The 11,913-nt window shown below is 66.9% G+C and carries 11 protein-coding genes; 7 read left to right on the top strand and 4 right to left on the bottom strand.

What is annotated here, in order from left to right; translation table 11 throughout:
* Window positions 1–5: 5 nt before the first annotated feature.
* Entirely contained in the window at window positions 6–941 is a 936-nt protein-coding gene (locus tag ABDV69_RS05360; protein ID WP_343572314.1) for a R2-like ligand-binding oxidase, read from the bottom strand.
* Window positions 938–1,630, bottom strand: a complete 693-nt coding sequence (locus ABDV69_RS05355) for a TetR/AcrR family transcriptional regulator (RefSeq protein WP_343572312.1) — start codon at window positions 1,628–1,630, stop codon at window positions 938–940. The genes ABDV69_RS05360 and ABDV69_RS05355 overlap by 4 nt, the downstream gene beginning before the upstream one ends.
* On the opposite strand from ABDV69_RS05355, the gene ABDV69_RS05350 reads away from it, so the two are divergent.
* Genes ABDV69_RS05350 through ABDV69_RS05340 form a run of 3 tightly spaced genes read left to right on the top strand, consistent with a single transcriptional unit; the run spans window position 1,617 to window position 3,859 of the window.
* Window positions 1,617–1,958 (top strand): hypothetical protein, encoded by a 342-nt coding sequence (locus tag ABDV69_RS05350; RefSeq protein ID WP_343572311.1) that lies wholly within the window; start codon window positions 1,617–1,619, stop codon window positions 1,956–1,958. The genes ABDV69_RS05355 and ABDV69_RS05350 overlap by 14 nt on opposite strands.
* A gap of 57 nt (window positions 1,959–2,015) precedes the next feature.
* Entirely contained in the window at window positions 2,016–2,996 is a 981-nt protein-coding gene (locus tag ABDV69_RS05345; RefSeq protein ID WP_343572310.1) for a phosphotriesterase-related protein, read from the top strand.
* Window positions 2,993–3,859: an AMP-binding protein gene (locus tag ABDV69_RS05340; protein ID WP_343572309.1), complete on the top strand. Its 867-nt coding sequence runs from the start codon at window positions 2,993–2,995 to the stop codon at window positions 3,857–3,859. Before ABDV69_RS05345 ends, ABDV69_RS05340 begins: the two co-directional genes overlap by 4 nt.
* On the opposite strand, the gene ABDV69_RS05335 is transcribed toward ABDV69_RS05340, so the two are convergent.
* Complete coding sequence (locus tag ABDV69_RS05335; protein WP_343572308.1) at window positions 3,825–5,042, bottom strand: acyltransferase; 1,218 nt, start codon at window positions 5,040–5,042, stop codon at window positions 3,825–3,827. The genes ABDV69_RS05340 and ABDV69_RS05335 overlap by 35 nt on opposite strands.
* Window positions 5,043–5,226: 184 nt before the next feature.
* Between ABDV69_RS05335 and ABDV69_RS05330 the strand changes: the two genes are divergently transcribed.
* Together ABDV69_RS05330 and ABDV69_RS05325 are read left to right on the top strand one after the other, a co-directional pair.
* Window positions 5,227–6,471: a DUF3068 domain-containing protein gene (locus ABDV69_RS05330; RefSeq protein ID WP_343572307.1), complete on the top strand. Its 1,245-nt coding sequence runs from the start codon at window positions 5,227–5,229 to the stop codon at window positions 6,469–6,471.
* 12 nt (window positions 6,472–6,483) lie between these two features.
* Window positions 6,484–8,199: a hypothetical protein gene (locus ABDV69_RS05325; protein WP_343572306.1), complete on the top strand. Its 1,716-nt coding sequence runs from the start codon at window positions 6,484–6,486 to the stop codon at window positions 8,197–8,199.
* A gap of 33 nt (window positions 8,200–8,232) precedes the next feature.
* Here ABDV69_RS05325 and ABDV69_RS05320 read toward each other — a convergent pair whose 3' ends face one another.
* On the bottom strand, window positions 8,233–9,387 hold the full coding sequence (locus tag ABDV69_RS05320) for a glycosyltransferase family 4 protein (protein ID WP_343572305.1): 1,155 nt from the start codon (window positions 9,385–9,387) through the stop codon (window positions 8,233–8,235).
* 97 nt (window positions 9,388–9,484) lie between these two features.
* On the opposite strand from ABDV69_RS05320, the gene ABDV69_RS05315 reads away from it, so the two are divergent.
* On the top strand, window positions 9,485–10,252 hold the full coding sequence (locus ABDV69_RS05315) for a class I SAM-dependent methyltransferase (RefSeq protein ID WP_343572304.1): 768 nt from the start codon (window positions 9,485–9,487) through the stop codon (window positions 10,250–10,252).
* A 45-nt stretch (window positions 10,253–10,297) separates the two neighbouring features.
* Complete coding sequence (locus ABDV69_RS05310; RefSeq protein WP_343572303.1) at window positions 10,298–11,797, top strand: aldehyde dehydrogenase; 1,500 nt, start codon at window positions 10,298–10,300, stop codon at window positions 11,795–11,797.
* Window positions 11,798–11,913: the final 116 nt, after the last annotated feature.

Here is an 11,913-nt window from a genome sequence, read left to right as displayed (position 1 = left end):
CACACCTAGACCGCGGCCAACGCCCTGGCGTCCTCGTCGGCGAAGGTGTCTTCCAGCTGCACCGGCGAGAAGTCGAGGTCGATCTCGGCGGGCGGTCGCCCGCGGGCGCTGCTGATGGTGCCGAACCGCCGCATCCCCTTGTCCGCGGCGTACTGCATGAACTCGTCCGTCGAGAGGCCGAAGGGCATCGGATCGTACAGCGCGAAGCCCTCTTCGATCATCCGCAAGGCAAGCGGCATCAGCTCGTTCATCCGCGTTTCAAAGACGCCCCAGTTGGAGTCGTCGGCAGCGATGTGGCGCCGACAGGTGAAGGTGCCCCACGCCATGTGACGCCGCTCGTCGTCACCGATGCGCCGGACTAACTCCTGCATCCCGGGCAGGATGCCGCGTTCCACGCAGATCTTGTGCCAGCCGTAGTAGCCGGTCAGCGCCAACATGCCTTCGACCATGTGGTTGTAGGTGACCGACGCCCGGATTTGGGCGGCAGGCGATGGATCGCTCGATAAGGCGTTGAGCGACTCAGGCAACTCCTCGTAGAAGATCGTGCGGTAGGTGGGGACGTCGTCGAGATATTCGTGCAGATCCGCGGTCATGCCCACCGCGTCGAGCCACATGCGGAACACCTGGACGTGCTTGGCCTCCTCGAAGGCGAACTGGGTCAAGTACATCTCGTCGCCGAGCCGTCCTTCGGCCCGCATGGCGGACATGAATGGCTGGATGTCTTCCGTGACGGCTTCTTCGCCCGCGATGAACTCGGCACACAACCGGGTGGCGTAATGGCGCTCGTCGTCGGTGAGCCGCTCCCAGTCGGCGCGGTCGCGGGAGAAGTCGATGTCGGCCGGGTTCCAGAATTTGGCGTTGCCACCGGCGAACAGCTTGAGCGGCAAGCTGTCCCAATTGAGCCCGCCTGCGACCATGGAACGCGTACTCGTCCGTGTCATGTGACCTCCTCAGATCTCTTAGGCTTGAATCGTTGTGCTGTCGAAAGTGGTTCGGAGAAGGCTGCGGACAACACGGCGACCAGCCGACGGACCGCCAGCGCCGGCTGCTCCGGGCTGGGGTCGTCGAGGCCGAGGATCGGGTCGAGCCCGCGCATGTACGGCGCCAACGCCAGGTGCGGAAAGATCAACAGCAGCAACGACATCAACGCCTCGGTGTCGGCATCTTCGCGAAAATCGCCCCGCAGCCGGGCCTCGCGCACCAGCGGCCGCAGCACTTCCAGGTAGTGCCGGTGGATGACGCTGCGCACGCTGATCCGGGCATCGGTGTCGACTTCCAGGCTCGCCGCCGCGTGCAGGGCGCGCTCATGCGGGTGATCGGCGAAATAGGCGATCCACACGTCGAGCCAGTCGGTCAGGAATTCGAAGAACGGCCGAGTCGAATCGAGCTCACCGATCCGGGCCTCCATGTAGGCCCGCACCCGCTGGCTGGCGATGTCGGTGATGAACGCGTACAGGTCCCGTTTGTCGGCAAAGTATTGGAACAGGCTGCCTTTGGCCACGCCTGCCCGACGGGCGATCACATTGAGGCTGCCGCCGGAGAATCCGTGCGCACCGAACTCCGCCTCCGCAGCGTCTATTACGGCGGCGCGGCGCGCGGGGTCGACGCGAGCCCAGGTGACTGTCGGCATCGCCCTCCTCGACTGGATGACCACTGGTCACTTTACTGTGAGCCGCGTCACCATGCAAGGGTCTGGGTCGAACGATCTGGTCCGATGCTGCGGCAGCCACGGTGGCGGATATCGCGCCCGACCAACGGCTGAAGGTGCTTTGCATGCCGAAATCGCCTTGCGCGCATCGGATTGCGGCGCGGACGGTCAGGACAGGGGCTTATCCGAGGGCACGATCGCCGCGGCGCAGTTCTTCGCGGGCAACGTGCTGCCGGAGATCACGGCCAGCCGTGGGATTCTGGCCCGCACCTGGACGGCGCTGACGGACCTCGACGACGAGGCCTGCTGACCCGCAGATCCCACGAACTGCCCACGGCGGCCGATCGGGCGTCCTAGAGTCGGCTACGTGTCTTCGGTGAATACCGCTTCCGGACCTGTCAACACCACTGATCTCGGCGTCACGCTGATGCACGAGCACGTGTTCATCATGACTACCGAGATCGCGATGAACTACCCCGAAGCCTGGGGCGACGAAGACCAACGGGTGGCCGACGCCATCGCCCGGCTCAACGAACTGAAGTCGCGCGGCGTCGACACCATCGTCGACCTGACCGTGATCGGGTTGGGCCGCTACATCCCGCGCATCGCCCGGGTCGCCGCGGAAACCGAGCTGAACATCGTCGTCGCCACCGGCCTATATACCTACAACGACGTGCCGTTCCGCTTCCACTACGTGGGTCCCGGCGCCGAGTTCGGCGGGCCGGAGATCATGACGGACATGTTCGTCCGCGACATCGAGGAGGGCATCGCCGACACCGGCATCAAAGCCGGCATTCTCAAGTGCGCCACCGACAAACCCGGCATCACGCCCGGCGTCGAGCGGGTGCTGCGCGCGGTCGCCCAGGCGCACAAGCGCACCGGGGTGCCGATCTCCACCCACACCCACGCCGGGCTGCGACGGGGCCTGGAGCAGCAGCGAATCTTCGAAGAGGAAGGCGTCGACCTGAGTCGGGTGATCATCGGCCACTCCGGCGACAGCACCGACATCGGCTACCTCGAAGAACTCATCTCCGGCGGCTCGTACCTCGGCATGGACCGGTTCGGCATCGACACCATCCTGCCGTTCGAGGACCGGGTCGACACGGTCGCGAAGATGTGCGAGCGCGGCCACGCCGACAAGATGGTGCTGTCGCACGACGCCAACTGCTACTTCGACGCGCTGCCCGAAGAACTGCTGCCGATCGCCGCCCCTAATTGGCACTACCTGCACATCCACAACGATGTCATTCCCGCGCTCAAGCAGCGCGGGGTCACCGACGAGCAACTGCACACCATGCTCGTCGACAACCCGCGCCGCATCTTCGATCGGCAGGGCGCCTACTCGTGACGGCGCCGGTCCCACCGATCGGCGCCCAGATCTCCGCGCTGGCCGAACTCGCTCCCGACGAGCCGGCCGTCACGTGCGACGGACGGACACTCGGCCGTCCGAAACTCATCGAGTCCGGCGGTGACAGCCGGATTCCGGCGGCGATCGGCTATCCGCTCGGCGCCCAACAGGGCGACATCACGCTGGTCCCAGGTCCGCTGTCGCACAACACCGGTTTCACCACCGCGACCATCGCGCTGTTGATGCGCCACCACCTGATCCTGATGAGCCGCTTCGAACCGGAGACATTCCTCCGGCTGATCAGCGATCATGGTGTCACCTTCCTGACCACGGTGCCGACCATCATGCAGCGCTGCCTGCCGGTGTACCACGACAACCCCGACGCATTCGACCTGTCGTCGCTGCGACGGTTCTGGCACCTGGGCGCGCCGTGCCCGCCCGCGATCAAGCAGGCCTGGATCGACCTGCTCGGGCCAGAGAAGGTCTGGGAACTCTACGGCGGCACCGACGGGTTCCTCTACATTTCCGACCGCCGGGTCGACATGTTCACCGTCGGGGGCCGCAACGTGTACCCGGCCGAGATCGAGGCTGCACTGTCCGAGCATCCAGATGTGTTGTCTTGCTTGGTCGTTGGCGTACCCCACCAGGATCTGGGTCAGGTGCCCTACGCACTGGTTCAGGCGGGGACTGCGCTGGACGAGCCGACCGTGCAGCAGTTTCTGCGTGATCGCATCGCCGGCTACAAGGTGCCGTCCACCGTCGAGTTCGTCGACACGCCACTGCGCGACGATGCCGGCAAGGCGCGGCGCTCGGCGGTCCGCGCGCGGATTATGGAGCGATTGCGTCCTCCTGACGCGGGCTGACGGCCTCTGTGCGCCGAGACTCCCAGCGCCGCAACGCGTCCCGGCACGGCGATTCCACCAGCGCGTAACTCACCGCGGATATGGCGATGGTGAAGATCAGCGTCAGCGTCAGCACCTCTAGCAGGTGTCCGTGGAACGCGAACTGGCCGATCACCGGGAACACCATCGTCAATGCGGCGAGATGCCAGACGAAGATTCCGTAGGACCAGCGTCCCAGCGTCACCATCGGCGCGCTGGCCAGGAACCGGTGGCTGCCGTCGGGCCGGTCCAGGACCAACGGCGCCACCAGTCCCGCGGCCACCAACGCACCCATCGCGGTCTTCACGGTGAATTGCGCGTTGCTGCTCGGGACCAGCCCGGCGGGCCCGGCCAACGGCGAGCCCGCAACCAGGTAGGCCACCAGAACGACGGCGGCCATCAGCAGCCGACGGCGCGCCAGTCGGTGCGGCCAACCGGTCGGGCAGTAGATCCACTCGGCCAGCAACATGCCCGCGGCGAACCACGAGAAGAACGCCGGCGGCCAGGTCAACGGATTGAGGCCCGGCGGAGCGTGGAACGGGATCCAACCCCAGAACAGGCTCGCGACGGCCACTGCGGCGATGGCTGGGATCCGGGCGCGGACCGGTAGTCGGTAGGCCAGCGCCGCAAGGATCGGCAACGCCAGGTAGAAACTGACCTCGACCGACAGGCTCCACATCTGGGTCAGCCCGGCAGTCAGCGTCAACGGCACGTAGACCTGGGTGAGCGACAGATTCGCCAGCCAGACCGTGAGGTTCGGGTGGTTGCCGTCCGGCAGCAGGCTCAGAATCACCACGACCGCAACCAGGTAGGCGGGCATGATGCGGACCACCCGCGATCGCACGTAGTGGCCGGTGGCGGGACGCGGCGCCAGGCCGCGGGCCGCGGCAGCGTGGCTGCGCCACAACAGGAATCCGGACAACGCGAAGAACACCGCCACCGCCAGATCGAAGCGGCCGAACAGCCGACCGTCGAATCCGCTGGCATGTCCGGTATCGAACGCCACGTGGGTGATAACCACACCGATCGCGGCGCACGCCCGCATGCCTTCGACGGCGGGCAGGAACTTCCGAGTGCCGCCCACCAGTCCGGCGGGGTCGGTACGCCGCTGCTGCGTGCCCGTTCTGATCGCACTGCTCTGTTGATCGTCGCCGGCGGGGTTCATGACGACAGTCTGCCCGGCACCCGATTTGCCCAGCAATTCCCTTCTCAGGGGAGGTAAATCGCAACCTTAAATAATGCTGTTAGGGTCGAACGAGTTTTGCTTCGCCGCAGCGCGGTAGTCGGGTGTAACCCCAGGTGGCCGGGGGTACAGGAACCGGACGAGACCAGGAGGAGGTCACGGCAACGTGAACCGAGCAGTCATGTTGCGGATGGCCGCGTGCGGGATCATGGGACTCGGAGCCGCGTTGTTGATCGCCGCGCTGTTGCTGTGGACCTACACCGCCAGCCGGATCACCAAGATTCCGCTCGATCTGGATGCGACGCTGATCGGTGAGGGCAACGGTACGGTCGTCGACCCGGCATCGCTGTACAGCCCGAAGCTGGTCGTCGACAAGAACGTCCCGGTGGTGTCCCAGCAGCAGATCGACGTCGAATCCCCCGCCAACGCCGACGTCGTCACGTTGCAGGTGGGTAGCTCGGTCCGGCGCAGCGACAAGCAGAAGGATTCCGGCCTGCTCCTGGCTCTGGTCGACACGGTCACGCTCAACCGCAAGACGGCGTTCGCGGTGTCCGACGACACCCATCCCGGTGGCGCGGTGCAGAAGCCGCGCGGGTTCAAGGACGAAAGCCCGGCCACCAACATCGCGCTGCCGCACGAGGGTCTGGCCTACCGATTCCCGTTCCACACCGAGAAGCGGTCTTACCCATACTTCGATCCGATCGCGCAGAAGGCGTTCGAGGCCAACTACACCGGCGAAGAAGACGTCAACGGTCTGACGGCCTACAAGTTCACCCAGGACGTCGGCTACGACGCCGACGGTAAGCTCATTGAGCCGATCCGCTATCCGTCGCTGTACGCCGACGACGCGGACAGCAAGGTCACCAACACCGCGTATATGTGGGGCCTGCCGGGCGATCCCGACGAAAAGATCACCTTGACCCGCTACTACGCCGCGCAGAAGACGTTCTGGGTGGATCCGGAGTCGGGGACGATCGTCAAGAAGCAAGAGCGCGCCAACCACTACTATGCGCGCGACGCATTGAAGCCAGAGGTGACGCTGGCCGACTACAAGGTCACTTCCACCGAGGAGACGGTCGAGTCGCAGGTCAGCGCCGCGCGCAGCGAGCGCGACCGATTAGCGCTGTGGTCCCGGGTGCTGCCGATCACGTTCACCGCGGCAGGTGCGATCGCGCTGATCGGCGGGCTGCTGCTCGGGGCGTTCAGCCTGCGGACCGAGACCGCATTGAAGGAATCGGACTCAGACAACGACGATCACGGCTTCTTCGGCCGCGGCGAGCCACCGCCGGCGCGAGTGCCCGGCGCCGAGGCTGAGACCGAGAAAATCCCCACGTCGCCCAAGGACGTCAAGCGAGGCGGCACGTCGAGTTCGGGAGGTCCTTCGACGTCTGGGCCGCCCGACCTCCGGTAGCTCGTCGCAAGCGTGCGCTGGTCTCGGCCCGGGTACGCGCTGGCGTTGGCACTTCTCGTAGTGGCGCCGCTGCTGAGCCCCGGCTATCTACTGCTGCGCGACGCGGTGTCGACGCCGAAGTCGTATCTCACCGACAGCGCGCTGGGGCTGGTTTCGGCGCCACGCGCGACGCCGCAGGACTTCGCGGTGGCCCTGGCCTCGCACTGCATCAACGGCGGCGTGGTGGTGAAGGCGCTGCTCGTCGTGGGGCTCTGGCTGGCGGGCTGGGGTGCCGCCCGACTGGTGGCGCAGCTGGTGCCGGAGTCCGGTACGGGGGGCCAGTTCGTGGCGATCACCCTGGCGATCTGGAATCCCTACGTCGGCGAGCGGCTCCTGCAAGGACATTGGAGCCTGCTGCTCGGATACGGCTGTCTGCCCTGGGTTGCGACGACGGTGGCACGGTTGCGGATTACCGAAAACGGCATTTGGTCAAGTGTTTTCGGAATGGCATTCTGGATCGCACTGGCCGGCTTGACGCCGACCGGATTGATCTTGGCCGCCATCGTCGGATTGGTGTGTGTCGCGGTGCCCGGTGCCGGCACGTCGCGCCGACGTTGCGCCGCAATCACATCGGGCACTGCGGTGGTGGCCGCGCTGCCGTGGTTGACGGCGTCGGCATTGGGTTTTTCGTCGTCGGATGTGTGGTCACATACGCCGGGTATAGCGGCATTCGCCGCCCGCGCCGAGCCCGGTCTCGGCACACTGGGCAGCCTGGCCAGCTTGGGTGGGATCTGGAACGCCGACGCGGTACCAGCCTCACGCACAACGTATTTCACACTGGTGTCCGCTTTCGTGCTGCTCGCGGTGGTGACGGCAGGTTTCGTCGCGCTTGCGGGGTTTCGCGCAGTGCGGCCACTGCTGGTGCTGGCGGTGGCGTCGGTGCTGATCCCCGCCGGGCTGGCGACGGGCCCGGGTTTGGCCGTCTTGCACGCCGTGGTGGAGGCGATACCCGGCTTGGGTGTGTTGCGCGACGCGCAGAAGTGGGTGGCGTTGGCGCTGCCCGGCTACACGGTGGCCGGTGCAGGTGCGGTGCTGACCTTGCGGCGCTGGTTGCGGCCCTGTTCGGCAGCTCTACTGTGCTGCCTCGCTCTGGTACTGTCGCTGCCCGACTTGGCCTGGGGCGTAGCAGGAAGGGTCGCATCGGTGCACTACCCCGGCGACTGGCCGGCCGTCGCGGCGGCGATCAACCGCGAGCCTGCCGAAGTCGCGGTGCTACCCGCCGACACCATGCGGCGGTTCAGCTGGTCCGGGCGGGCGCCGGTACTGGATCCACTGCCCCGCTGGCTCCGCGCCGACGTGCTGACCACCGGCGATCTGACGATCTCTGGTACCACGGTCTTCGGCGAGGGCGACCGGGCGCGGGAGGTGCAGCGAATGCTGTTGGCCGGCGCCGACCCGGAACAGATCCGAGCGGCCGGCGTGGGCTGGCTGGTTGTCGAGATGGGCACACCCGGTGACATGAGCCCCACCACAGAGACTTTGGCGCGGCTGCCGATCGCGTATCGCGGGCGCGACCTGATGCTGTACCGCGTCGGCGGGGTTGGCGCGGGGGTGTCGACGAGTCGGCGGGCGGTGGTCATCGTCGCGCATCTGGCGTGGCTGGCGATGCTGATCGCCGGGGCGGTCGGGCTGGTGGTCGCGAGTTGGCGGCCATGGGTCGCGGTGTCGGACCGACGAGTGTGCGGCTAGCGGAGCGCTCGGCGCACGATGGCCAAGCCGTTGCTACATAACGCCGGCGACGCGGTCGCCGGCGACGACCGACTCCAGCACCGCGCGCATCGCGTCCGCGCTTTGCCGCCACGAGAATTCGGCGCTGCGCGCCTGGGCTTTGACGCCGAGCTGATCGCGCAACACCGGATCGATGAGGAGCTGCTCGAGCCGATTGACCAGGTCGGCATGGTCGTCGACCAGCACGCCGGTCACGCCGTCGATGATCGAGTCGGCTAGTCCGCCCGATGACCGATAGCCGATGGTGGGCACCGCGTGCTGGGCCGCTTCGAGCACCGCCAGACCCCAACCTTCTTTGCGTGACGGCAACAAGTGCACCCAAGACCGTTGCATGACAAGGTGTTTGGAACCGTCATCGATGTGCCCGTGAAATGTCACCGCGCCGCTGATACCCAGCCGTTGCGCGTGGCGGATCAAGCGTTCGCTCCACCAGCCACCGCCGACGACGTCGAGGTGTAGATCAGGCATCGACATCCGCAGCCGCGCCACGGCGTCCAAAGCGTCCTCGATCTGCTTGTGCGGCACCAGCCGTGACAACACCACCACCCGAGGCGTCAAAGCTCGAGGGCCGGTCAACGACAGCGCAGGCGCCTCGTCGAGTCCGTTGCGCACCACGGCAATTCGCCCATTCTCGACACCGAGGCCGACCAGGTCGCGGGCCGACGGCAGCGACACCGTCACGTACTGGTTGCGGCGATTCAGCTTCGGCGACAGCCACGATTCGACGAACCACCCGACCCGGCCGAGGAACCAGCCGGCAACCGGCCATTGCTCGCGATGACAGTGGTGCACCAGCACCACGACGCGCGAGCCATAGATCAGCCGGGCCAGAAAAGGCAGGCCGTTCTGGGTGTCGATGACGATGTCAGGTCGCGCCCGCCGCAGTGGACCGATGCCGATTCTGGCGGCCGCCATCGCCAGCATCGCCCAGATGTAGACCGAGTACCGCCCGCCCGCGCGGTCGATGCGGACGCCGTCGACGACTTCCCGTCGCATTGAGCCGGGATACCGCGCGGTGCGCAGCGTGACCTCGACGCCGGACGCGGCCAACTGCGCGCCGATGCGCTGCAGGTAGGTCTCGCTGCCGCCGCCCTGCGGGTGCCCGGTATCGCGCCAGCACAAAAGCAGCACTGAGCGCACACCGGACATCGGGTCAGCCTAACCGGGTGACGTAGCTCGCCGCGAAGCGGCGAGGGGGCGCGACCGGCAGTCGAATCCAGCGATGCCTGGGCTTTAGTGTTGGCCGGTGGCCGTGACCGAGGTGTTTGCGCGGCGGGCGACCCTGCGCCGCTCGGTGCGACTGCTGGCCAGTTTTCGCTACGAGCATCCCGAACCGGCGCGGTTCTACGGCCCGCTGGCGATCGACACCGTCGACATGGTGGGCGATCTCTGGCAGGGCGTCCACGGCGAACGACCGGCCGGTCGCCGCGTGCTCGACGTCGGCGGCGGGCCCGGGTATTTCGCCGGGGCATTCGCCGACGCCGGGCTCCGCTACATCGGCGTCGAGCCGAACCCTGACGAAATACACGCTGCGAGATCGGTTTTCGCGCGGGAATCCGGGACGTTCGTCCGGGCGTCGGGCATGGCGCTGCCGTTCGCCGACGACAGCGTGGACATCTGCCTGTCGTCCAACGTGGCCGAGCACGTGCCCCGGCCGTGGGAACTCGGCGGCGAGATGCTGCGGGTCACCAGGCCCGGCGGCCTGGTGGTGCTGTCCTACACGGTCTGGCTCGGCCCGTTCGGCGGCCACGAGATGGGCCTGACTCACTATCTGGGCGGGGCCCGGGCGGCCGCGCGCTACGCCCGCAAACACGGCCATCCGGCCAAGAACAACTACGGGTCGTCGTTGTTCGCGGTATCGGCGGCCGAGGGCCTGGATTGGGCGGCGAGTACCGGCGCGCTGATCGCCGCGTTCCCGCGCTACCATCCGAAATGGGCGTGGTGGCTAACCGGCGTGCCGGTGCTGCGTGAGTTCCTGGTGAGCAATCTCGTGCTGGTGCTCCGGCGGCGATAATGCAACGTGTACTCGTTTCGCCGCGGCTTGGGTAGGGTGACCGCCATGAGCCAAGTCACAACGGAGCACGCTACAACGGAGCACGCTATAACGGAGTACGACAAGCTTTTCATCGGCGGCACCTGGGCCGAGCCGTCGACGTCTGAGGTCATCGAGGTGCACTGCCCGGCGACCGGCGAGTACGTCGGCAAGGTGCCGATGGCGGCAGCAGCCGACGTCGACGCCGCGGTTGCCGCGGCCCGCAATGCGTTCGACACCGGCCTGTGGCCCTCGACGCCGCCGAAAGAACGCGCGGCGGTCATCGCCAGCGCGCTCAAGCTGATGGAAGAGCGCAAAGACCATTTCGTCAAACTGCTCGGCGACGAGACCGGCCAGCCGCCGATGTCCGTCGAGACGATGCAGTGGATGAGTGGCATCGGGTGCCTGAACTTCTTCGCCGGCCCGGCCGTCGATCAGGTCAAGTGGCGGGAAGTCCGCAACGGCGGCTACGGGCAGAGCATTGTTTATCGCGAGCCGGTCGGCGTGGTGGGCGCGATCGTGGCGTGGAACGTGCCGCTGTTCCTTGCGATCAACAAGCTGGGCCCGGCGCTGCTGGCCGGCTGCACGGTGGTGCTCAAGCCGGCCGCCGAAACACCGCTGAGCGCGAATGCTTTGGCGGAGGTGTTCGCCGAGGCCGGCCTGCCCGAGGGGGTGCTGTCGGTGGTGCCCGGCGGGATCCAGACCGGACAGGCGCTGACGTCCAACCCCGACATCGACATCTTCTCGTTCACCGGCAGCTCGGCCGTCGGCAAGGAGATCGGCAAGCGCGCCGCCGAGATGCTCAAGCCGTGCACGCTGGAACTCGGCGGCAAGTCGGCCGCGATCCTGCTCGAGGATGTCGACCTGGCCGCCTCGGTCCCGATGCTGGTGTTCTCCGGGATCATGAACAGCGGGCAGGCCTGCGTGGCCCAGACCCGCATCCTGGCGCCACGGTCCCGCTACGACGAAATCGTGGAAGCCGTAGGCGCTTTCGCGGCCTCGCTGCCCGTCGGCCCGCCGTCGGACCCGGGCGCGCAGATCGGATCGCTGATCTCGGCGAAGCAGCGGGCCCGCGTCGAGGGCTACATCGCCAAGGGCATCGAAGAGGGCGCGCGACTCGTCACCGGCGGTGGCCGCCCCGAAGGCCTGGACAACGGCTTCTACGTGCAGCCCACCGTGTTCGCGGACGTCGACAACACGATGACGATTGCGCAGGAGGAGATCTTCGGCCCGGTGCTGAGCATCATTGCGTACGACACCGAAGAGGAGGCGGTCAAGATCGCCAACGACTCGACGTACGGCCTGGCCGGCAGCGTGTGGACCACCGACGTGCCGCGCGGCATCAAGATCTCCGAACAGATCCGCACCGGCACCTACGCGATCAACTGGTATGCGTTCGACCCGTGCTGCCCGTTCGGCGGCTACAAGAACTCGGGTATCGGTCGGGAGAACGGCCCCGAGGGTGTCGAGCACTTCACCCAGCAGAAGAGCGTGCTGATGCCGATGGGCTACACCACCGACTCGTAGCGTCGCTCCCAGAGCGATGCCGTAGCCACGTTTTGGTGACACGCGAGGCCAACAGCCCGGCGGTCCGATGACGAAGGAGAAACATTGCTCGTGAATCTTCGCGGCCCGGACAACCA

This window comes from Mycobacterium sp. (assembly GCF_039583785.1).
In the GTDB taxonomy this organism is placed as follows: domain Bacteria; phylum Actinomycetota; class Actinomycetes; order Mycobacteriales; family Mycobacteriaceae; genus Mycobacterium.
This window is presented reverse-complemented; position numbering and strand designations above follow the sequence as displayed.

What these genes read in the sequence shown, in the direction of transcription:
- ABDV69_RS05355 (WP_343572312.1), bottom strand. Translation starts at nt 1,630, where the DNA reads ATGCCGACAGTCACCTGGGCTCGCGTCGACCCCGCGCGCCGCGCCGCC.
- ABDV69_RS05360 (WP_343572314.1), bottom strand. Translation starts at nt 941, where the DNA reads ATGACACGGACGAGTACGCGTTCCATGGTCGCAGGCGGGCTCAATTGG.
- ABDV69_RS05320 (WP_343572305.1), bottom strand. Translation starts at nt 9,387, where the DNA reads ATGTCCGGTGTGCGCTCAGTGCTGCTTTTGTGCTGGCGCGATACCGGG.
- ABDV69_RS05335 (WP_343572308.1), bottom strand. Translation starts at nt 5,042, where the DNA reads ATGAACCCCGCCGGCGACGATCAACAGAGCAGTGCGATCAGAACGGGC.
- ABDV69_RS05310 (WP_343572303.1), top strand. Translation starts at nt 10,298, where the DNA reads ATGAGCCAAGTCACAACGGAGCACGCTACAACGGAGCACGCTATAACG.